Here is a 20,517-nt window from a genome sequence, read left to right on the forward strand (position 1 = left end):
GACCATCCTTTCAACCCGACGATTCTGCGCTTTCATGTGCCTCTGGCGCTGAACTGCAAACCCTCGCCAGGCCTTGCGCTGCCGCCCGGGCTGTCAAAGGTGCGACACAACGCAAATGCTGCAGGCACCCGAGGGTGCGACAGCGCACAGACGTTCCCGGCAGGCGCGGCTAGCGTGTACCCAGTTGCGCAGTTCTCCTTAGCAAGAGCGCGTCGCTTTGGCATGTCCGTCGCCCTTCCACCTCTCCGCACAGCCCCTTGGGGTCCTGCCCAACACGTTCAGACATCACTTGGCAAGCACCCAGCCTCGGAGGACTTCTCATGCCCCACCCCACTGCCGCCCTGGCACCGTCAGCGCCGGGTGCCGTCGGCCTGACCGGTTCGGCCATTCGATGAGCAAGATCAGCCAGGAGCACGCCATGCCTGCAACGCTTCGATTGACGGACACCCCTCCTCCAGCCGCTGCAGGCACGGCAGACGCTGCAGCGAGTGCCGGCACGCCGCCGAGGCAGGCTGTGCCGGGCAGGCGTGGCGCGCTGCCGCTGGTGGGCAAGGTCGATCACGACGCCGATGCGGCGCAGGTCGCCGAGGCCATGGTGTCGATCTGGCTGGAGATCGAGGCTTCGCTGGCACCGGTGATCGGCCACCGCGGCGTGGCGGCACTCTACGAGCGCAGCCTCTACCTCACGGCCACTTCGCACCCCTGGCTGCCGGTGCCTCATGAAGCGCCGCAGAGCATCGACCTGTCGGCGCTGCAATCCGTCGTGGCCCAGCAGGCCAGCACGGAAGCCTTGCGTGGCGGCAGCACCTTGCTGCACACCTTCTGCGAACTGCTGGGCAGCCTGATCGGCGATCCGCTCGCGCGGCGCCTGCTGGGCCCTCTGTGGGAGCCTGGCGACGAGGATGCGCAGCGCGAGGTGCAGCACCGATGAGCGCACCGGACCATCCCAAAGGCGGAACGCCGCCCGCACTGCCGCCGGAAGTGCCGCCTGCGCGCGGCCGGGTCAAGATCAACCGCCTGCCCACCGGCGTGCCCGGGCTGGACGCCGTGCTGGGCGGCGGCCTGCCCGATCTGTCCTTCAACCTCATCGCCGGACCGCCGGGCTGCGGCAAGACCACGCTGGCGCACCAGATGATGTTCGCGATGGCCACGCCGGCCCGCAGTGCGCTGTACTTCACCGTGCTGGGCGAGCCGCCGCTGAAGATGCTGCGCTACCAGCAGCAGTTCGACTTCTTTGACAGCGAAGCGGTGAACCGCTCGGTGCGCTTCGTCAGCCTTGCCGAGGCGGCCCATGAGGGCGACCTGGACAAGGTGCTTCGCTGCATTGCCGCCGAAGTGGAGGAGAGCTCGCCGGGGCTGGTGGTGGTGGATTCGTTCCGCTCGGTGGCCATCGCCACCAGTGCAAGCGGCAACGCCGCGGCCGAACTGCAGCAGTTCCTGCAGCAGCTGGGGGTGTTGATGACCAGCTGGCAGGCCACCACCTTCCTGATTGGCGAATACTTCACCGAGATCGACGCCAACCCGGTGTTCACCGTGGCCGATGGCCTGATCTGGCTGCAGCAAAGCGTGCATCGCAACTCCATGGTGCGCAAGCTGGAGATCAAGAAGATGCGCGGCCAGGCCACGCTGCCCGGCCTGCACACTTTCCGCATTGGCAGCGCCGGGCTGGAGGTCTTCGCCCCCGCCGGCCCTGCCGCAGGGCCACCCAAGGCAGCCTCTGCGGACTCATCGGACGAACCGGCCCGCCTGCTCACTGGCGTGCCGGGGCTGGACGAGATGCTGGGCGGCGGCGTGCCGCGCGGCTACTCGGTGCTGGTGGCTGGTCCCTCGGGTTCGGGCAAGAGCATCCTGGCAGCCACGTTCCTGGCCGAAGGCGTGCGCTGCGGCCAGACGGGCGTGATCGCCGCCTTCGAGCAGCACCCGCTGCGCTCGCGCAAGCGCCGGCTGGGCGAACTGATCGACAGCGGGCAGGTGGCGCTGGTCCAGAGCCACGCGCCGGACTTGTCGATCGACGAGATGGTGCAGCGCGTGCTGGAGGCCATCCAGCGGCTCGGTGCGCAGCGGGTCGTGATCGATTCGCTGTCGGGCTTCGAGCTGGCCATCGCGCCAACTTTCCAGGAGGACTTCCGCGCCTCGCTGTCGCGCCTGGTGACCACGCTGGTCAGCGCCGGCGTCACGGTGATGATGACCTCCGAGCTGGAAGACCGCTACACCGACCTGCGCTTCAGCCCCTACGGCACCGCCTTCCTGACGGACGCCATCATCGTGCAGCGCTACATCGAGGTCGACAGCCGGCTGCTGCGCGTGATGGCGGTGGTCAAGGTGCGCGCCAGCGCCCATTCCGACGAGCTGCGCCTGTTCAGCATCAACGACGACGGCATCCAAATCGGCCAACGGCTGGGTGACTACGAGGGCCTGCTGGGCGGCAGCCCCACGCAGAAGGCGGGCGGCGAGCCGCAGGTGCAGTCGGCAGGAGCAGGCAGTGGCTGAGCCCGCCACGGTCCAGGCCAGCGCTCAGCTGGCTGACCTGCAGCAGCAGGTGGACCGTGCGCGTGCAGAGCTGGCCCATCTGCAGGCTGCGATTGCCCTGGCCCATCCGCCGGCCGAAGCGCCCCCGCCGGACCTGCGGGCGGCCAACGAGCAGTTGCTGCTGTCGGCACTGCGCATCCAGAAGGAAGCCGACCGGGCCGCGCTGGCCGCCGAACACGCCCTGCGGTACGCCTCCGCGCCCAGCGACCGGGACCTGCTGACCGGGCTGCCGAATCCCTCGCTGCTGCGCGACCGCCTGACGCAGGCCATTGGCAACGCGAACCGGCACGGCCAGCAGGTCGCGCTGCTGCTGGTGGACCTGAAGGACTTCCGCCAGATCAACAGCCACTTCGGCCATGCGACAGGCGACAAGGTGCTGCAGCGCGCGGCCCAGCGCCTGGCCTCCTTGGTGGATGCAGGCGACAGCGTGAGCCGCCACAGCGGCGACGCGTTCCTGGTGCTGTTGACCGATGTGCGCCAACGAGAAGACGTGATGGTGCTGGCGGACGCGCTGGCCACCACCACGGCCATGCCCCAGCAGATCGGCGAACACCTGATCACGCTGGCCGCCAGCATTGGCATCAGCCTCTACCCGGACGACGGCCAGAGTGCAGGCACGCTCATCGAGCGCGCGCAAGCCGCCCTCGATGAGGCCAGGCGACAAGGCTTGCGCCACTTTGCGTTCCCGCCCGAGGATCCGCTGCTGGCGCTGCAGGCCGCGGCCCGCGCCGTGGTGCTGCCCGGCCTGCACCTGGTCAATGACGACCGGGTCCGGCGCGAGCGCGAGGCCTGGCGCGAACAGCTGCACGAAGCCAACGAGCACCTGGTGCTGGCTGCGCTGGCGGCCCAGGCGCTGCAGGCGGCGGCCGAACAGGCACGGACCCGGCAGATGGAGGTGCTGACCGTGGTGGCGCATGAGTTGCGCAACCCGCTGGGCCCGCTGCGCATCGCGGCAACGCTGATGCTCAAGGGGCACGCGGACGACGCCCGCCTGCAGCAGCTGCAGGCCATCATCCAGCGCCAGGTGGCCCACATGACCCGGCTGATCGGCGACCTGCTGGACGTCTCGCGCCTGCACACCGGCAAACTGCGCATCGAACGGCAGACGGTGCACGTGGCCACCCTGATCAAGGAGGCCGTGGAATGCTGCCGGCCGGCGATGGACGCGCGAACGCAGCTGCTGGTCGTGACGGTGCCTGAGTGCCCGCTGGACGTGGACGGCGATCCGGTGCGCCTGATGCAGGTGCTGTGCAACCTGCTGGACAACGCCTCCAAGTACACGCCCATCGGCGGGGAGATCCTGCTGACGGCGACAGCTAGCGACACGACCCTGGTCCTGACGGTGGCCGACAACGGCATCGGCATCACCGCCGAGGCCCTGCCCAGGGTCTTCGAGCCCTTTGTGCAGGACCCGCATGCCATCGGCTTCAACGGCGCGGGGCTGGGCATTGGCCTCACCGTGGTGCGGGAACTGGTGGGCGCGCATGGCGGCCGGGTCGAAGCCACCAGCGCCGGCATTGGCCACGGCAGCCAGTTCACCGTCACCTTGCCGCTGATCCCGGGTTGAGCTTGCACCCCGCGACGCGCTTGACCGGAAACAGACCATGATCAATGCGCCGGGCCAACACTCGCATGCCGACGCCGTCGCCGAATTGAGCCACCTGAATCGGCAAATCGACCAAGCCTACCTGGCGCTGGCGCGCACGCTGGCCGACCTGCGCGATGCCCAGGCCGAGCTCGGCGGGCACCGCATGATGCAACTGCTGCAGGCCAACGAGCAGCTGGTGCTGGAGGCCTTGCGCCTGCGGAGCGACGTCGAGAGCAGCACCATTGCGCTGGGCGAAGCCACCCGCTCGGTCGAGCTGGATCCGCTGACCCGACTGCCGAACCGCACGCTGCTGGCCGACCGGCTGGTGCAGGCCATCGCCGGGGCGAAGCGGCACGAAGCCAGGCTGGCGCTGCTGTTCCTGGACCTGGACCACTTCAAGTGGCACAACGACTCGCTGGGCCACGCCATTGGCGACCGCATCCTGGTGGAGATCGGCGAGCGCCTGATGGCCTGCGTGCGCGAGACGGACACCGTGTGCCGCCTGGGCGGCGACGAATTCGTGATCCTGCTGGCCGAGGTGAGCGAGCCGGGCGACCCGATGCTGGTGGCGCGCAAGATGCTCGCCGCGGTCAGCTCGCTGACCCACGTCGGTCAGCGCGAGGTGGCGCTGGCCGCGAGCATCGGCATCGGCCTCTACCCTGACGACGGCACCGACGCGCAGACGCTGCTGGACGCCGCGGACGCGGCGATGTACCGGGTCAAGCATGCCGGCGGCAACGGCTTTCGCTTCGCCCAGGCGGCCCTGCAGCAGACACATGCGCCGCCTGACACAGCCCCGCTCTCGGCGGCACTGCTGCACGCCAGCACGCGCAACGCGATGGCATTGCTGCGGAGTGCGAACGAGCAGTTGGTGCTGTCTGCGCTGGCCATGAGCGCGGCGCGTGAAACCGAGCTCAACCTGCTGCCTGCGTGGCCAGGGCCACCCTGGTCTGCCCACGGGCACGCCAGCCCGGCTCAGTTGCCGTTCCCGCCCCCGTCGCCCTCGCCGCCATCCCCGCCGCGAGACAGCAGCAGCTGACGGCGCAGCTGCGCCACGTCCTCGATCAGGTCTGTGGTGAGTGCCGCCAGCTGCGGGTCGGCGTCGAAGACGAGCTCCAGCTGGGCGATGCGCCTGGCCCGCAGCAGCGTGATGCTGCCGAACCGGCGCGAGGCAGCAAGCCCGTCGTCCTCGACCGCGTCCACCCGGAGCACGCCGGCTGCCACGTGCTCATGCACCCATGCCAGCGCCATGCCGCAGGCACGGGCAATGTCCTCGGCGGTGAAAGCCGCCTCGCCCAGCAGCTCGTGCTGCAGTGCAGGCCCGTGTGGTGCGTGGTGCATGCTCAGGCTCCCGTCCAGGCTCGGGGATCAAATGCGGGAAAGGCCTGGGCCATGGCCGCGTAGGCGGCGCGCTGGGCATCGGTCGTGGCGGGCGGCAGCACCAGGTCCAGCTCAAGGTAGAGATCGCCGGGCGACTGGCCCGGAATGCCGCGGCCCTTGAGCCGCAGCTTGCGCCCACGTTTCCAGCCCGCCGGAAAGCTGACCTCGGCTTCGCCGCCCGGTGTGCGCAAGGTGGACGTGCAGCCCAGCTCCGCTTCCCACGGGGACAGCGGCACGCGCTGGTAGACGTCGCGGCCCTCGGCGCGCCAGCGTGCGTCCGGCTTGAACCGGATTTCCAGCAGCAGGTCCCCTGCCGCACCACCGCCCGAGCCCTGGCTGCCATGTCCGGCCAGGCGGATGTGCTGGCCTTCGCGAACGCCTTTGGGGATCTTCACGGCCAGCTTGCGCTCGTCGGCCACCACCCTGCCGGCGTCATCGAGCCGGCTGCTGCGCAAGGCAATCGTGCGCTCGCCGCCCTGGTAGGCGTCCAGCAGGTCCAGCTCGATGCTGGCGTGATGGTCGCTGCCCCTGTGCGCCGGCTGCGCCTCGAAGCTGCCATGGCGGGCACTCGCGCGGCGGCTGCGCGCCGCCCGGCCGAAAAGCTGCTCGAAGAAGTCGCTGTGGTCCGCCTCGCTGCCCATCGAATCGGCAAAGGCGAAGCCTTCGTCCCAGTTCGGCGGGGGCCGGAAGTCCTGCCCGTCATGTGCATGCGGCTGGCTTTGCAGCTGGTCATACGCGGCCCGTCGTCCAGGCGAGCCCAGCACCTCGTTGGCCTCGTTGAGTTCGACCATGCGCGCGGTCGCGTCAGCCTCCTTGCTGACGTCCGGGTGGTACTTGCGCGCCAGCTTGCGGTAGGCCTTCTTGACCTGCTCGGGCGTCGCGTCCCGCGGCACGCCGAGGATCCTGTAGTAGTCCTTGAACTCCATGCCCTATCTCCGGATCACGCGACCACCTTGTCCGGGAGCATCTCGTGGTACTCCGGCGCCCCCCTGACCTGCTCGCTGGTCAGGGCCACGTGCACGGTGCCTCGCACCAGGTCGAGCTTGTCGACCGAGGCCGGGGCCAGCAGGACCTTGCGCCCGCCTGGCCCCCGGCCATTGGTGTCGACCAGCAGGAAGGCAATGCGCCAGGTCTCGGTTTCGAAGAAGAAGTCCCGCACTTCGCCCACCGTGTCATCCAGGGCATGCACCTCGCAGCCGTTCACCTCCAGGCTATTGCAGACATGCGCGTCCAGCGCGGCAGCCGGCTGCGCTGCAGCGGCCGGGCCCGCGCTGCGCGGCCGGTCCCCTGGCTCGATGCGGGGCAGCATGTCCCGCTCGTTCGGCTCCGCCAGCGTCCGGGTCTGCCGGGCCGAAGGGCTGCCCGCGGCCTGCGCATGGGTCAGCGTGACTTCGATTTCGTTCGAGCGGTCAAACGAGCGCCGGATGAAGCGTGGCGAGACCAGGATGCTGCGACCGCGCTGCTCGTGCTCCAGATCGACGGCCAGGTAGCGGATGACCCAGGTGCGGGTGTCGAACAGCACTCCGCTGACGATGCCTATCCTGCCGTCCTCGCCGTACATGATGGCGCCGGTGATGTGGCGGATGCTGTTCAACATGGTGGGCTCCTGACTCGGATGGGGTGCACCTCCATGGTGGCGCCTGGGCAGCATCCCGTCCGTGCGCACGCGCACGTTGGCGACTCAGGGCGGCGACAACTGCCAGTCCAGCTGGTAGAAATGCTGGCCGTCGCGGATGTCGATGTTCATCGTGCCGCCGAGGCCCGCCAGCTCGCCTGTGCCCGAATCCGGCACCACGCGGATGGTCAGCGAAGGCTGGCCCTTGTCCATCACGCCGAAGTGCATCAGCACGAAGCTGCCGCGGTGCCCGGCAAGCGTGCCTTCCACCCGCTCCATCGCCACATAGCCGGCCGAGCCCGGCGTGGCCGTGCCGGCGGCCAGCATCTCGCCCAGGCTGTTGGCCTGCAGGTCGCCCTGGAAGGTCTTGTGGATGGCCTTGCGGCCCAGCTGCGCCGCCTCGGTGCCGGGGGCAACCGGCTGGCTGGGCAGCGTGACTTCGAATGTTCCCTTGGCTTGCATCTGTGCTCCTGTTCGGCTGGTCTGGGCGACACTGGGTGCTGCCACGCTCAAGCCGATGCTGCCTGCGGCCAGGGCCCGCAGCAAGCATCGGCGATCGATAGACGGGTTCATGTTCACCTCCATGCACCGCATTGCACCGCGGCGCCGCCACCGATGATTGGAAAAACGCGACCTGCCGTGTCCCGCACCGTTCCCGGCCCCGCCCGCGGCGTGCTGAACCAGCGCCTGGACCCGGCCCGCTTCGTCCATCTGCGCGAAGCGCCCTCGGCCGAGTTGGCACCCTGGGTCGACCACTTCTGGCACGTGGGTTGGGACCTGCGCGGCCTGCCCGACCAACAGCAGCAAACCCTGCCACACCCGAATGTGCACCTGGTGGTGCAAGACGGCCAGGCACGCCTGTGGGGCGTGCACCGGGCGCGCTTCAACAAGCTGCTGGCGGGCCGCAGCTGGGCCTTCGGCATCAAGTTCCGCGCCGCCGCCTTCGGGCCGTTCTGGGGCCAGCCGGTGAGCCGCCTGACCGACCGTTCCATCCCGGCCGCGGAAGTCTTCGGGCCTGCTGCCGAGGCCCTCGCCGCGCACGCCGAATTTCCGGGCATGGCCGTGCTGTGTGCGCAGGCCGAGGCGCTGCTGGCCGCGCAGTTGCCGCCGCCGGACGCCCGCGCGCAGGCGATGGGCGAACTGGTCGAGCGCATTGCCGCAGACCCGGGGCTGACCACCGTAGACCAGCTCGGTGACATCGCCGGCATCGGCGTGCGGCAGTTGCAGCGCCTGTTCGGCCTCCACGTCGGCATCGGCCCCAAGTGGGTCATTGCCCGCTACCGGCTGCACGAAGCGCTGGCACTGCTGCAAGGCGGCCAGGCCAGGCCAGACGCCGAGCTGGCCCTGCGCCTGGGCTACTTCGACCAGGCCCACTTCGTGCGCGACTTCAAGCGCATGGTCGGCCAGGCACCGGCCGCCTATGTGAAGACGCAGGCCTGAGCGGATGACCACTCGCACCATCGCCAGCGGCGTCGGGTTCGGCGAGGCAATGCGCACACGGTGCATGCCGGGTCGGTCGCCGTGCAGGCTAGACTGCCTTCATCGCCGAGCCCGCTTCCGACTGGCCATGCTGCCATGGGCCGTGGCGCTTCAATTCGATGGGTTCGTCCATGCCTCAGCTTGCGCCTTGGCGGCTGCTCGCCTTGCTTGTTGGCCTGGCCATGCCGCCGCTGTGCCTGGCTGCTGCGGCTGCGCCTGAACGCCACGCGGGCGAAATCCTGCTCAGCCCCGGTGTGGCAACGGCCAACGATGGCTCGGCCATGCCTTACGAAATCGGCACGCTGCACGTGCCGGAGAACCGCGACAAACCCGGCTCGCGGCTGATCTCGATCGGCTTCGCGCGGGTGAAGGCCTCGCGGCCCACGCAGGCCCCGCCCATCTTCCTGCTCGCAGGCGGGCCCGGCGTGACGATGCTGGACATCGTGCTCGACCAGGACGATGCGGCCAAACGGCGAGTGAAGGCCTGGCAGGCCTATGCGGAGGTGGCCGACCTGGTCGTGATCGAGCAGCGCGGCTACACGCTGCGGGGCGACCTGATGAACCTGACCACGTCGCCAGAGCCGCTGGACCGACCTGCCACCATCGAGCGGGACATCGAGGCAACGCGTGCGCTCGCCCGCAGCGCGCAGGCGGCCTATCCGCAGGCGGATCTCTCGGGCTACAGCATCACGCAGATGGCAGACGACGTGAACGACCTGCGCCAGGCGCTGGGTTACCGGCACATCAGCCTGGTGGCGGCCAGTTTCGGATCGCAGTGGGCGTTTGCGGTATTGAAGCGGCACCCGGGCCTGGCGGCGCGGGCCGTGATCTCTGCCGCCGAGCCGCTGGACCACGGCTACGACCTGCCTTCGCATGTGTTCGCCGCGATGCAGCGCATCGCACTGGAGGCCGACGAAGACCCGGCTCTGAAGCCTTACCTGCCGCCAGGTGGCCTGATCGCCGCGATCCAGGCCACGCTGGCGCAACGCTTTGCGCCCGGGCAGACGGTGGTGGTGAACCTGCGCAGCGAAGACGGTGGGTCGCAAGACATCACGCTGGGCCGAGGCGACTACCAGCAGGCACTGGTGGACCGCGCAGGCGATGCCAGCCGCTTTCCTGAATTCGTGATTTCGGCCTATCACGGCCGGCATGAAGGCTGGGCGCGCGATGCGCTGGATTGGCGCCGGGCCGGCGAGCGTGCGCTCATCAACCCCCTGGTCAACATCGGGCTGGACATGAGCGCCCAGCGCAAGCGCCTGCTGTGGAGCGACCCGGCCCTGCCCATCATCGGCGCCTGGAATTTCGCGGCCTACCTGGCCACCCAGGGCGAGTGGGCCACGCCGGACGCGGGCGACGCCTTCCGCCACCCAGTGCTGGACGCCACGCCCGTGCTCTTCGTGCAGGGCGACTGGGACCTTTCCACGCCGATGGAGAACACCCTGGCCATGGGGCCTTACTTCCCCAACAGCCGCACGGTGATCGTGCACCGCGCGCAACACAACGGCACCTTCGCGCTGCTGCGCAGCCGGCCGGAGATGGCGGCGAAGGTCCAGGCCTTCCTGCGCACCGGCGAAACGCAGGGCCTGCCGGCCGAGATCGCGCTGGACCCGGTGCGATTCGTGAAGCCCGGCTTTGCCCCACCGAGCGCGCCGCAGAGCTGACTCGCTCGGCCCTGGGCCTCACACCATCGCCAGCGGCGTCTTGCGCGTGGGGGGCGGGAAGGCGGCGTCGATGGCGGCGAGTTCGGCCTCGGTCAGCATGAGGTGCAAGGCGGCCAGGTTCTCGGCCAGGTGGGCATGCTTGACGGCCTTGGGGATGGCGACCACGTCGCCGTCGCGCAGCGTCCAGGCCAGCGCGATCTGCGCCGCGGTGGCGCCGCGGGCGGCGGCGATTTCGGCCAGCGCGGCGTTGCCGGCGAGGCTGCCCTGGCCCAGCGGGCAGTAGGCCATCAGCGGCATCTGCCGGGCCTGGTGCCAGGCGCGCAGGCCGAAGTCGGGGCCGCGTTCGTCGAGCGCATAGCAGACCTGGTTGGTGGCGCAGCGCAGCAGGCCGTCGGCACTGCTGGCGGCGGGCAGGCCTTCGAGTTCGACCAGGTCGTGCACATCGAAGTTGGACACGCCCCATTCGCGAATCGCACCGCGGGCCTTTTCGGCCTCGAAGGCATCCACTGTCTCGGCCAGCGGCACGCCGCCGCGCCAGTGCAGCAGGTAGACGTCGATCACATCCAGCCCCAGCCGCTGGCGGCTGCGGTCACAGGCCGCCGGCACGCCCTTGCGGCTGGCGTTGTGCGGGTAGACCTTGCTGACGATGGTCAGCTTCTCGCGGCGGACCTCGCCCGCGCGAAGCGCCTCGGCCAGCGCCTTTCCGAGCACCGTCTCGGCGCCGCCTTCGCCGTACATCTCGGCGGTGTCGAACAGCCGGTAGCCCAGCGCGATGGCGTGGCGGATGGCGGCGACCTCCAGCGCCGCTGCGCGCGTGGATTCGCCCATCTTCCAGGTGCCCAGCCCGAGGGCTGGCACCCGCTCGCCGGTGGGCAGTGAAACAGTGCGAACAGGATTCATCGTGACGCGGGCGTTGGTTTGGGTTTGAGCAGGTAGGCCGACTGCGCCGCAGTGAGCGTGTTGAACGCGGTGCCGGTGATCCAGCCGTTTTCATTGATGGCCGCCGCGTTGGCCAGCACCCAGCCAGCCTGGCGCGTGGCCAGCGAGAGCACGCTGTTGAGGTCGGTCGCCACGCCATCCTGCCACAGCACTGCGTGCGAAGCGGCGTTGGCCAGGGTGAGGCTGTAGCCGACGATCTGGCCGGCGTTGTTGATGTCCGCGGCCAGGCTCAGCGAGCCGCCCAGCGTGCCCAGGTCCACGGGGCTGTCGTTCTGCCACCAGGTGGCCGTCTGGCCGTTGGAGCCGACCACGTCGCCTGCGTCATTGATGCCGTAGCCGTAGCCCGGGCCCAGATCTGTGGGCACGCCGCCGGTCCAGCGCACCGCGTGCACGGCCACGTTGCCTGTCACCGCGCTTTGGCCGGCCACCTGGCCGCTGGTGTTCACCGCATAGGCGCCGCTGTAGCTGCCGCCCAGCGTGCCCAGGTCGGTCTTGCTGCTGCCCTGCCACACGGTGGCGTGGCTGTTGTTCGGGTCGCTGGGGCTGAAGTTGCTGAAGCCCACCACCACGCCCTTTGTGTTGATGGCGTAGGCGATGCTGGTGCGGCCGCCCAGCGTGCCCAGGTCGGTCGCCACGCCGTTTTTCCACAAGGTGGCGTGGGTGTCGCCCTGCACCGTCAAGCTCTTGCCGGCCGCCCAGCCGCGCAGGTTCACGCCCTGCGCCACCGAAGCGCCCGGGCCGCCCAGGCCAGGCAGCGCCGCCGGCGTGGCCTGCTTCCAGCGCGTGGCCTGCGCCGGGCCGTCGTCCGCGAAGCCGGTCGAACCGACGACCTGCCCCAAATCGTTCAGGCCATTGGCCCCGCTTTGCACGCCACCGGCCAGCGGTGCCAGCAAGCTGAAGCTGTAGCGCTGCTGGGCCTGGGCTTGCGCGCCCGCCAGAGCGGTGGCCAACAACAGCGAGGCGGTGACAGCGAGGTGTCGGCTCATGGGGGCTCCTTCAGATGCAGACCACGCATCACAGGTGGCCGAGCAGGCCAGTATGGGCCGCCACGCAAGGGCCGACAAGCTGACGAACGCGGGATGCGAAAGACGCACCGTGCGCGCAAGCCATGCTGCAGCGCAGCGTCACGCCTGCGCGCCGCCGCCCGCGCTCAGCTCGGCCCAATCCAGTTCCTGCACCAGCACCCGGTAGGCGTCGTCGCCAATCACCTCGTCGCGCCGCATCTCGAAAGCGTGCTGCCGTGCGACGGCAATGGCGCGTCGCCGCAGCGGCCCGCCAGGCACCTCGCCAACCGACCCGTTGTGGGACTGACCCGCATTGAGTTCGACGATGGCGCCGTATTCCTTTCGCAGCAATTTTGCGTCCAGTGAGTCGTCGTCCTTGATCGCTTCGAGCAGTGCCTGGTAGGCCTGGGTTCGGCCGAGCCGGATCTCGCGGCCCACCGGGTCGTCGTCCGTCAGGCCCACCCGGCGGATCAGCAGCTTCATCGTCAGGCCCTGCAGCACCAGCGTGCCCAGCACCACGGCAAACGCACAGAGCAGGATCAGGTCTCGGTAGGGAAACGGCGCACCGCCCGGCAGCGTCTCCGGGATGGCAAATGCGGCCGCCAGGGTGACGATGCCGCGCATGCCGGCCCATGACAGCAAGACGGCACCGCCCACCGCTGGCTTCGGCTGCGGCCCCTCGCCCGCCCTGCGGCGAAGCCGTGGCAGCAGCAGCTTGTAGCCCATCACCCAGACGAAGCGCGCCATGATCGTCACGGCCAGCACCACCAGCGCGGTGATGACCGCCTCGGTGCGCGCGCCGCCCGCTTCCAGCCGGCCCCAGATCGGCCGCAACTGCAAGCCGATCAGCACAAACGCAAACGCGTTCAGCACAAAGACCACCGACTCCCAGACCGCGAAGATCGGGATGCGCATGCGTGCTGGCATCTGGATGCCGCCGCGCCGGGCCATGGCCATCGCGAAAGCGACGAGCGTCAGGATGCCGGACAGGCCCAGCGCTTCGGCCGCGATCCACACGCCGAAGGTGCTGACGAACTGCAGAATCAGCGAGGTTGGCACGTCGCTCACGCCGCGCGTCAGCCAGGGCATCAGCCGCGCGCACGCCACGCCGACGACCAGGCTGCCAAATACCGTCAGCAGGAACACCGGCGCGTAGCTGCCAAAGCCGAGTTGGCCGGTCATCATGTTCATGACGGCAAGCCGGTAGATCAGCAGCGCGCTGGCATCGTTCAGCAAGCTCTCGCCTTCGAGGATCTTCAGCAGCTTGTGCGGCAGCTTGACCTGGCGCATCACCGCGGTGGCCGCGGCCGCGTCAGGCGGCGCCACGATGGCGCCCAGCGCAATCGCCACCGGCCAGGGCATCTCCGGCACCAGCCAGCGCACCGCCAGCGCCACCGCCAGCACCGTGGTGCCCACCGCGGCAATCACCAGCCCCGCGATGGGCCGCCAGTTTGCCCGCAGGTCACGCAAGGAGGTGTCGTAGGCCGCGTCCACCAGCACCGGGGCGACAAACAGCGTCAGCGCCAGTTGGGGGTCCAGCGTCCAGCCCGGACTGGATGGCAGAAAGGCCAGCAGCGCGCCGCCCAGCGCCAGGAAGGTCGGGTAAGGCGCCCCGAGCTTGCGCGCAATCGTCGCAAGCACCGCTGCGCCAAGCAGCAACAGGATGATCCATTCGAAGGTGGCCATGGGTCGGGTCGTCTTTGCGCGAAGCGCCGATGGTGACAGACCTCGGGCAGCAGGCCTCGGCATGGCGGCCGGGCGCAACCGCATCGAACAGGGCTGAGCGCCCTGCTCGATCACGGTGCCGATGAACGCTCAGGCGCCGCCCGGCAGCGGCGCCGCAGGATGCACCAGCCCCGCCTGGCGCAGCTCGCGCCAGAAGTCGGCCGGCACCACCTCGTTCAGCGCAGCGCGGTCTTCGGCGATGCGGCTGGGCTGGCTGGCGCCGGGGATGACGGCGGCCACCGCCGGGTTGGCGAGCGAGAACTGCAGGCCGGCGGCCTTCATGCTCACGCCGTATCGGTCCGCGATGGCCTTGATCTTCGCGACCTTGGCGAGGATGGCCGGCTTGGCCGGGGCGTATTCGAAGTTCGGACCGCCGACCAGTGCGCCCGAGCTGTACGGGCCGCCCACGACGATGCCCAGGCCGCGCTCGGTGACCTTGGGCATCACGCGCTGCAGCGCAAGGTCATGGTCCAGCAGTGTGTAGCGGCCCGCGAGCAGGAAACCGTCGGGCCGCGGAGTTTCGAGGTCCAGCAGCAGCTCGATGGCCTCCACCTTGTTGACGCCCAGGCCCCAGGCCTTGATGACGCCTTCGTCGCGCAGCCGGTCCAGTGCCTTGAAGGCGCCCTTGCGCGCGCTCTCGAAGGCGGCCAGCCATTCGTCGCCGTAGAAGTCCTGCGCCAGGTCGTGCACAAAGGCGATCTCGATGTGGTCGGTCTTCAGTCGCTTCAGGCTGTCTTCGATCGAGCGCAGCGTGGCGTCGGCCGAGTAGTCGTTGACGATCTTGTTGGGCCGGCCGTGCTTGAAGACGCCGCCCTTCTCGCCCATGTCGCGCGCGTTCACGTCCTCGACTTCGTCAAGGATCAGCCGGCCGACCTTGGTGCTGATGACGTATTCGCTGCGCGGCTTGCCTTCCAGCGCCTGGCCCATGCGGATCTCGGCCAGGCCGGCGCCATAGAGCGGCGCGTTGTCGAAGTAGCGGATGCCGTCGTTCCAGGCGGCCTCGACCGTGGCCTGCGCCTCGGCTTCGGGAATGTCGCGGAACATGTTGCCCAGCGGCGCGGTGCCAAAGCCGAGCTTGCCGGGGAAAAGGTCCTTGAATGCCATGGTGTGTTTCCTTTTGTCAAAGCGGGTTGAAGTGCTCAGGCGGCCGCGGTCTCGGTCGCTTGCGTGAGCGGGTGGGGTAGGGCCTGTTAACGCCACGGAAAGGGGGCGCGTTGTGATCAAAAGGGCCGCAGGCAAGGCGCGAACCGCAGTCGGGTTGGATACCCGAGGAGGATTTGCAACGCCGCATGCGGCCCTTTTGATCACAACCCTCCGGGAAGGCCCGGCACAAGGGGCCACTCGTCGTTGCATCCCTTGCCCGCACACGAGTGCGAGCGGCGGTCTACGCCTAGATTGGCCCCTTGTGCCGGGCCTTCGCGCCCCCTTGCCGTAGCGTTAACAGGCCCTAGGCTAAATCGGGCATGGCCCTCGGCACCACCACCGAAGAAGGCAGGCACGGGTGCCTCGAACAGGGGAGTGTTCTCTCGCAGGCGGGTGGGGGTGAACAGAATGTCGGTCGACATGGCGGGCGCTCTGTGCAACTGGAGGATTCGTTGGCTTGGAACGAATGATGAAGACGCCGGCTCAATTCATCCAATTTATCTGTTGAATTCCAGACATTCACAAAGCAATATATCTGGATGCGTTACGACCTGAACCTGCTGCCGGTGTTCCTGACCCTGATGGAGGAGCGCAGCGTGACCCGCGCAGCCGAGCGCCTGGGCATCACGCAGCCGGCGCTGTCCAACGCGCTGACGCGGCTGCGCGCCCTGCTGCAGGACCCGCTGTTCATCCGCGAGCGCTACGGCATGCAGCCCACGCAGAAGGCCGAGGAACTGGCCCCCGTGATGGCCGCGGCGCTGGCCAGCCTGGACGACCTGATCCTCGGCCAGCAGGCCTTCGACCCGGCCAAGGCCCGGCTGCAGCTGATCCTGGCGCCGAACAGCTATGTGGAATACACGCTGATGCCGGCCATCGTTGCGCGGCTGCGCGCGCAGGCGCCCGGCATCAGCCTGCGCCTGGCGCCTTTCGGCACGGACCTGGCCGAGACCGGCGTGATCTCGGGCAGCACCGCGCTGGTGATGGGCCGCTTCGTGGACCCGCCGGACAACCTGGTCGTGCAGCACCTGATGGACGACGGCCTGGCCTGCGTGGTGCGGGCGGACCATCCGCTGGTGACCGGCCAGAAGATCAGCAAGAAGCAATACGAGCAGCTCAAGCATGTGAACGTGCTGCCACCTGGCCGGCTGCGCGCCGGGCTGTTCCAGGCGCTGCAGCGCGAAGGGCTCAAGCGCGAGGTGGCCGTCTCGGTCACGCACTTCCTCTCGGTGCCCGAGATGGTGGCGGTGACCGACTGCTGCGCCACGCTGCCCGGCCTGATCTGCCGCCGCCTGGCCAGCGACACGCGGCTGAAGGTGCTGCCCACGCCGGTGGACCTGGGCACGTTTCCGGTCGAGATGGCCTGGCACGTGCGCTGGCGCAACGACCCGGCGCACCGCTGGCTGCGCGGGGTGATTGCGGAGGTGGCGACCGAGGTCTCGCAGGCGCCTACCTGAAGCCGGGCGATGCCCTCGCCTGGCGGGGACGCGATGGCAGTGCTGTCACGGCGCGCCGCCCACCCACCGACAAGGGAACGAAATACGGATCCGACACCGAGAGGAATCCACCGGTGATGACCGCCGTGGTGCCCGCGCCGGGGATCTGGCGGACCGGGTCCTCCAGCAGCACCGTCCCGTTGAACCCCAGGGTCCGCTGGCCCTGATCATCGAGCGCCGAAACCGTGACACCCGCGCAGGCATCCGTCAGGCACGAGAAGCTGCGCGTGTCTCCCGCGGTTTGCAGGAAGATCTTCAGCACGGTGTTGCCGGACAGGACCACGTGGATGGTGTTGAGTGGGGACACGCTGCCGTCGATCGGGACCACGTAGGTCGAGACGCTGAAGTCGACCGCATCATCGATGCCGGGGAGGTAATACGGGTAGGCGCTCTTGAAGGTGTAGTAGTCGTCGGAGCTGGGCGGCGGTGGGCAGACGTCCAGTGCCGGCGTGCTGTCACTGAAGGTGACGGCGTTGTGCTCGATGCTGGTGCTGCAGTCGGGGGTGAATCCCGCGCCGGGCACCCGGTTGCTCAGTGTGGCAGTGACGGTCATCGCCACGGCGCTGCCGAGATGGCCTTCGCTGTCAACTGCCGACATCGGCACGTTGTGCAGCGCGAAGTTGCGCGCGCGCAGCGGGTCGCCATATTCGTCCACGCTGTCCAACGGTTCGCTGATGGTGACGCCGGTGCAGGCCTGGTGCTCGCAGCGGTACAGCGTCAGGGGGTTGCCAGTCTCGGGGTCGTACCACCACACGTCGATGCTGGCGACGCTCGTACCGTCGCTCACCAGCTCCAGGTAGTAAGGTTGGTCGCCGTCCTGGCTGCCCCAGTTGTAGTCGGCCTGAGACGCTCGTTTGTTGGCGCCGGCCTCGTACATGCAAAGGCCTCGTACGCCGCCAGCGGGATCGAGCAGGTAGAACTTGTCGTTGTCGCAAGGCAAGGTGGGCAAGGCGCCCGCGCCGGCCAGTGCACCGTCAAGGGCGACCTTGGTGCCAGCCTGCGCGCGGAGTTGGACGCCGGCCAGCGTGATCGGCACCGTGTCGTCCGCGGTCAACGCGCCGACCGTGGCACCGGCGCATGCGGTCTGGCTGTCACAGCCAAAAGTGCCTTCTCGGGTGACATAGGCGATCCTGATGACGGCCCCGTTTTTCACCCTCAGGGCCAGCGTCGATCCCTCGACGTCGGCGAAGTTGAAAACGCGGACGAGATTGCCGCTCATGAACTGCGAGCTGCTGTCCTTCTGGCAGAAGTGGTTGGCAGCAATGCCGCCCGTCACCGCCACACTGGTGCGACTGCAGCGCTGCTTCTGGGCAGCGACCTCGCCGGCCAACTGCGCCAGGCTCGAAGTGGCCGCGGTGAGCGCGTTGTTGAGCACGACGATCTGGTCGAACATCGCATCGCCGGGTGCGTTCTGCATCGGCGTGGTGACCCAGTTCTGGCTTGCGATGGACGAACTCAGCTCGACCTGGCTCACGCGTGCCAGGTAACGCGTCACCTCGGCCTGAGCGGTCGCCACGTCGGCGTCAGTGAACGCCGGCACGCCACCTTGCCCTGCGAGGGTGTTGTCGAAGTAGGCGGCAGGGTCGGTCCCGAGCAGCCAGGCGGTTGTCAGCGTCGTCAGTGGCGTCAGGTTGGCCGTGCCGTCCCTGGTTGCCGGGGCGAGAAGGCGAATGCCGTCCAGCACATTGGCCGACAACAGGTAAGGCGGCGCCAACTGATCCAAGGTCACGTTGTAGTGGGTGGTGACCGTGACGGCGCTCGTTTCGCGCGCGATGCCTGCGCTGCCTTTCACACCGACGTCCAGGCCGCGAAAGTTGCTCATGTCCATCACCACGCCGCCGCTCACCGTGCCGCTCATCGCGGGCGGGATGGTCGCAGAGGGCGCCTCGCTGCTGCCTTCACCGCCCCCTCCGCAGCCGCACAGTGCCAGCGCGATCACGCACGCCGCACTGCGCGCAATCGAGCGAGGGCGAGGCGCTGATCCAGGCGCTAATCGAGGGCTGGTTGCGACGGGGTTGGCGTTGAGCTGAGGTTTCACGCGGCGACGACTCGGTTGGATTGGCAGGGTGTTCATGGCATGGGCAGCCGGCCGTTCACCACCACGGATTCGGCCGAACCTCCGGTGCCACTCGGCATCAACGTCGTGCCGGCAAACGCGATGCTGCGCAGCCCCGGGGGTGCGCCAGGCTCGGCGTCCTCGATGGCAACACCTGTGCAGGCGCCGCCTTCGCAGGCGAGCGAGCCCATCTCGACGCGCAAGACCCGCCCGTGCCCGTCAACGCGAATGCGCAGCGCCGGTCCTGCGTACGGCAGGTAGCCGATGTGTTCACCGCCGCCCGGCAGGCTGCCCTGCTCGTTGCCGGCATCAGCGCAGAACTTGCTCACCTGGCCGCTGCTGGCAACCAGCGTGAGCGCCTCCCCAGCGCAGGCCGACTCGTCCACGGCTGGGACGGCCAGCGCTGCGCTCACCCGGATCGGGGCCGCTGTGGCATCGGCATCGCCCATCGCCGGCGCGAAGTCTGCCGCACGCATGCCTTTTGGGCGCTGCGGTGGCAGTACCCGCAACGGCGTGTCGGCGAGCACGATGCGATGGGTCGAGTTCGGCTGGTTCTGATCGAAGCTCACGCCTGCACAGCCGGCCTCGTCCTGGCTGCAGCCGTAGCGCGCGCCTTGTGCACTCGTCAAGGTGAGCCGATGCACGACGGGGCCGATGGTCTCTGCATGCAGCGTCCAGCCGGAGGTACCGCCGATGGTCTGGACCTCGTGGATAAGGGTTTCGCCGCTGCGCCGTGTGCTGGTCGGCGTGGCGCATCGAGGTTCAGGCGGCATGGCGCCAAGCGCCAGCCTGATGCTTTGGGCCGCGCAGGCAGGTGACGAGTCCGAGGGAGCGCGTGCGCGTGCCAACGGCGCTGCTTCGGCGAGCGAGGCAGTGAGCGCCACGAATGGCGTCGCCTCGGAACGCACCGCGGCGGCGGGCTGCGGCGAAGGCCGGGGCGAATCGTCCGCCCCGACCATCCACCACCAGGCAAGCAGCAGAGCCAGGCCGGCGACTGCCAACCCGGCAACTGCCAACCGGGCGATGGCCAGCCCACCTGCCCGCCCGGATCCTTGCATCGCAGTCGCGCTCATCGCCTGTTCCGGCTGCGGCAGCGTGTCACTGGCAGACGTAGCCCGACATCAGGACCTCGATGTCCGACTGGCCTTCTTCGCCACCTTCATGCAACCGCAGCTTGGAGGTGTGGGCCACCGTGTCGATGCCGGTGGCGCAGGTCAGGCGCGCGAAGACCCACGGCGACCACGGGCTGCTGATGCCATCGGGGTCCAGCGCGTTGGTGTCGGCCCGGAAGTTGATCCAGGTGTTGTCGCGCGTCGGGTTCACGCCGCTCGGCGAGCCCGCGTACTCGCCCAGGCCCTTCTTCGTGCGGCCCGAATACTCGAGGTACTTGTTGGCCTGGGCCGTGTCCACATTGGTGCCGCCAGCGACCGTTCCCATGAAGTAGGCAATCTCCACCGTGGCGCCGGTGGGCACGGCATGGAACATGTCGTTGATCTCGAAGGTCTCGCCGTCCGAGTTCCAGGTCGATGTCGTGTTCAGGTTCGCTCGCATGCCGAAGATGAACTTGTTGGTGGCGTCGCAAGTGCTGCCGTTGGTGCTGTGGCACCAGACCCGTTCGTAAAGCTTGCCGACCACGGCGGTGCCCGTGTCGCCGGTGACCGAGATGTTGGTCGTGCGCTGCGGTACCGAGGTCGCGACGATGTAGCCGTCTGCTGCGTAGCTCGGCAGCGCGGTGATCTTGCAGGTGGCCAGCGTGGCCGATTGGGTGCCGCTCGCGCTCTTCGGATTGCAGGTCGAGAGCACAGGGCTGCCCGAGTCGCTGACGGTGACCCAGCCGGCCTGCGCGCCCGCATGGCAGAGCAGGCCGGCGGCGGCAATGGCAGAGAGCAGGAATCGAGATGTCAT

The 20,517-nt window shown here is 68.9% G+C and carries 18 protein-coding genes; 7 read left to right on the forward strand and 11 right to left on the reverse strand.

Translation table 11 applies throughout. The features are described from left to right. Nucleotides 1-418 precede the first annotated feature (418 nt). The 4 genes from AC3WR5_RS11720 to AC3WR5_RS11735 are packed head-to-tail and all read left to right on the forward strand — an operon-like array spanning nt 419 to nt 5,156. Nucleotides 419-931 (forward strand): hypothetical protein, encoded by a 513-nt coding sequence (locus AC3WR5_RS11720; protein ID WP_492484499.1) that lies wholly within the window; start codon nt 419-421, stop codon nt 929-931. Then, on the forward strand, nt 928-2,490 hold the full coding sequence (locus tag AC3WR5_RS11725) for a DUF7125 family protein (protein WP_492484501.1): 1,563 nt from the start codon (nt 928-930) through the stop codon (nt 2,488-2,490). Before AC3WR5_RS11720 ends, AC3WR5_RS11725 begins: the two co-directional genes overlap by 4 nt. Beyond that, nucleotides 2,483-4,096, forward strand: coding sequence for a sensor histidine kinase (locus tag AC3WR5_RS11730; RefSeq protein ID WP_492484503.1), 1,614 nt, complete (start codon nt 2,483-2,485; stop codon nt 4,094-4,096). Before AC3WR5_RS11725 ends, AC3WR5_RS11730 begins: the two co-directional genes overlap by 8 nt. 37 nt (nt 4,097-4,133) lie before the next feature. Next, a complete protein-coding gene (locus tag AC3WR5_RS11735) occupies nt 4,134-5,156 on the forward strand; it encodes a diguanylate cyclase domain-containing protein (RefSeq protein WP_492484505.1) in 1,023 nt (340 codons plus the stop codon). Here the strand turns inward: AC3WR5_RS11735 and AC3WR5_RS11740 are convergent. The 4 genes from AC3WR5_RS11740 to AC3WR5_RS11755 form a co-directional block, all read right to left on the reverse strand. Beyond that, entirely contained in the window at nt 5,093-5,458 is a 366-nt protein-coding gene (locus tag AC3WR5_RS11740) for a MerR family transcriptional regulator (protein ID WP_492484507.1), read from the reverse strand. The genes AC3WR5_RS11735 and AC3WR5_RS11740 overlap by 64 nt on opposite strands. A gap of 2 nt (nt 5,459-5,460) precedes the next feature. After that, entirely contained in the window at nt 5,461-6,423 is a 963-nt protein-coding gene (locus tag AC3WR5_RS11745; protein WP_141288018.1) for a DnaJ C-terminal domain-containing protein, read from the reverse strand. Nucleotides 6,424-6,437: 14 nt separating this feature from the next. Continuing rightward, the gene (locus tag AC3WR5_RS11750) at nt 6,438-7,094 is read right to left on the reverse strand and encodes a PRC-barrel domain-containing protein (RefSeq protein ID WP_492484509.1); all 657 of its coding nucleotides are present in this window, start codon (nt 7,092-7,094) and stop codon (nt 6,438-6,440) included. A gap of 84 nt (nt 7,095-7,178) precedes the next feature. Further along, nucleotides 7,179-7,574, reverse strand: a complete 396-nt coding sequence (locus AC3WR5_RS11755) for a DUF3224 domain-containing protein (RefSeq protein WP_492484511.1) — start codon at nt 7,572-7,574, stop codon at nt 7,179-7,181. Nucleotides 7,575-7,751: 177 nt separating this feature from the next. Here AC3WR5_RS11755 and AC3WR5_RS11760 point away from each other — a divergent pair, with 177 nt between their 5' ends. Together AC3WR5_RS11760 and AC3WR5_RS11765 are read left to right on the forward strand one after the other, a co-directional pair. Next, complete coding sequence (locus tag AC3WR5_RS11760) at nt 7,752-8,552, forward strand: AraC family transcriptional regulator (protein WP_492484513.1); 801 nt, start codon at nt 7,752-7,754, stop codon at nt 8,550-8,552. A gap of 170 nt (nt 8,553-8,722) precedes the next feature. Then, nucleotides 8,723-10,252 carry an alpha/beta hydrolase gene (locus tag AC3WR5_RS11765; RefSeq protein ID WP_492484515.1) on the forward strand — a complete coding sequence of 510 codons (1,530 nt, stop codon included), beginning with the start codon at nt 8,723-8,725 and terminating at the stop codon, nt 10,250-10,252. Between the two features lie 18 nt (nt 10,253-10,270). Here the strand turns inward: AC3WR5_RS11765 and AC3WR5_RS11770 are convergent, their stop codons facing one another. From AC3WR5_RS11770 to AC3WR5_RS11785, 4 genes are all read right to left on the reverse strand, one after another. Next, complete coding sequence (locus AC3WR5_RS11770; protein ID WP_492484517.1) at nt 10,271-11,152, reverse strand: aldo/keto reductase; 882 nt, start codon at nt 11,150-11,152, stop codon at nt 10,271-10,273. Continuing rightward, the gene (locus AC3WR5_RS11775; RefSeq protein WP_492484519.1) at nt 11,149-12,177 is read right to left on the reverse strand and encodes a hypothetical protein; all 1,029 of its coding nucleotides are present in this window, start codon (nt 12,175-12,177) and stop codon (nt 11,149-11,151) included. The genes AC3WR5_RS11770 and AC3WR5_RS11775 overlap by 4 nt, the downstream gene beginning before the upstream one ends. A gap of 138 nt (nt 12,178-12,315) precedes the next feature. Next, nucleotides 12,316-13,881 (reverse strand): Na+/H+ antiporter, encoded by a 1,566-nt coding sequence (locus tag AC3WR5_RS11780; RefSeq protein WP_492484521.1) that lies wholly within the window; start codon nt 13,879-13,881, stop codon nt 12,316-12,318. A 129-nt stretch (nt 13,882-14,010) separates the two neighbouring features. Beyond that, the gene (locus AC3WR5_RS11785) at nt 14,011-15,024 is read right to left on the reverse strand and encodes an aldo/keto reductase (protein WP_492484523.1); all 1,014 of its coding nucleotides are present in this window, start codon (nt 15,022-15,024) and stop codon (nt 14,011-14,013) included. A gap of 578 nt (nt 15,025-15,602) precedes the next feature. On the opposite strand from AC3WR5_RS11785, the gene AC3WR5_RS11790 reads away from it, so the two are divergent. Beyond that, a complete protein-coding gene (locus tag AC3WR5_RS11790) occupies nt 15,603-16,517 on the forward strand; it encodes a LysR family transcriptional regulator (RefSeq protein ID WP_492484525.1) in 915 nt (304 codons plus the stop codon). Here AC3WR5_RS11790 and AC3WR5_RS11795 read toward each other — a convergent pair. The 3 genes from AC3WR5_RS11795 to AC3WR5_RS11805 form a co-directional block, all read right to left on the reverse strand. After that, complete coding sequence (locus tag AC3WR5_RS11795) at nt 16,510-18,630, reverse strand: hypothetical protein (protein ID WP_492484527.1); 2,121 nt, start codon at nt 18,628-18,630, stop codon at nt 16,510-16,512. The two genes, AC3WR5_RS11790 and AC3WR5_RS11795, sit on opposite strands and share 8 nt — an antisense overlap. Beyond that, nucleotides 18,627-19,385: a hypothetical protein gene (locus tag AC3WR5_RS11800; protein WP_492484529.1), complete on the reverse strand. Its 759-nt coding sequence runs from the start codon at nt 19,383-19,385 to the stop codon at nt 18,627-18,629. The genes AC3WR5_RS11795 and AC3WR5_RS11800 overlap by 4 nt, the downstream gene beginning before the upstream one ends. Before the next feature lie 325 nt (nt 19,386-19,710). Then, the gene (locus tag AC3WR5_RS11805) at nt 19,711-20,517 is read right to left on the reverse strand and encodes a hypothetical protein (RefSeq protein WP_492484531.1); all 807 of its coding nucleotides are present in this window, start codon (nt 20,515-20,517) and stop codon (nt 19,711-19,713) included.

The sequence above is a fragment of the Ideonella sp. FW305-24 genome (assembly GCF_058788035.1).

Bases quoted from the DNA above. Each gene is read 5' to 3' on its own strand.
- AC3WR5_RS11720 (WP_492484499.1), top strand. From the start codon at position 419: ATGCCTGCAACGCTTCGATTGACGGACACCCCTCCTCCAGCCGCTGCA.
- AC3WR5_RS11725 (WP_492484501.1), top strand. From the start codon at position 928: ATGAGCGCACCGGACCATCCCAAAGGCGGAACGCCGCCCGCACTGCCG.
- AC3WR5_RS11735 (WP_492484505.1), top strand. From the start codon at position 4,134: ATGATCAATGCGCCGGGCCAACACTCGCATGCCGACGCCGTCGCCGAA.
- AC3WR5_RS11740 (WP_492484507.1), bottom strand. From the start codon at position 5,458: ATGCACCACGCACCACACGGGCCTGCACTGCAGCACGAGCTGCTGGGC.
- AC3WR5_RS11745 (WP_141288018.1), bottom strand. From the start codon at position 6,423: ATGGAGTTCAAGGACTACTACAGGATCCTCGGCGTGCCGCGGGACGCG.
- AC3WR5_RS11750 (WP_492484509.1), bottom strand. From the start codon at position 7,094: ATGTTGAACAGCATCCGCCACATCACCGGCGCCATCATGTACGGCGAG.
- AC3WR5_RS11755 (WP_492484511.1), bottom strand. From the start codon at position 7,574: ATGCAAGCCAAGGGAACATTCGAAGTCACGCTGCCCAGCCAGCCGGTT.
- AC3WR5_RS11765 (WP_492484515.1), top strand. From the start codon at position 8,723: ATGCCTCAGCTTGCGCCTTGGCGGCTGCTCGCCTTGCTTGTTGGCCTG.
- AC3WR5_RS11770 (WP_492484517.1), bottom strand. From the start codon at position 11,152: ATGAATCCTGTTCGCACTGTTTCACTGCCCACCGGCGAGCGGGTGCCA.
- AC3WR5_RS11775 (WP_492484519.1), bottom strand. From the start codon at position 12,177: ATGAGCCGACACCTCGCTGTCACCGCCTCGCTGTTGTTGGCCACCGCT.
- AC3WR5_RS11780 (WP_492484521.1), bottom strand. From the start codon at position 13,881: ATGGCCACCTTCGAATGGATCATCCTGTTGCTGCTTGGCGCAGCGGTG.
- AC3WR5_RS11785 (WP_492484523.1), bottom strand. From the start codon at position 15,024: ATGGCATTCAAGGACCTTTTCCCCGGCAAGCTCGGCTTTGGCACCGCG.
- AC3WR5_RS11790 (WP_492484525.1), top strand. From the start codon at position 15,603: ATGCGTTACGACCTGAACCTGCTGCCGGTGTTCCTGACCCTGATGGAG.
- AC3WR5_RS11795 (WP_492484527.1), bottom strand. From the start codon at position 18,630: ATGAACACCCTGCCAATCCAACCGAGTCGTCGCCGCGTGAAACCTCAG.
- AC3WR5_RS11800 (WP_492484529.1), bottom strand. From the start codon at position 19,385: ATGCCGCCTGAACCTCGATGCGCCACGCCGACCAGCACACGGCGCAGC.
- AC3WR5_RS11805 (WP_492484531.1), bottom strand. From the start codon at position 20,517: ATGACATCTCGATTCCTGCTCTCTGCCATTGCCGCCGCCGGCCTGCTC.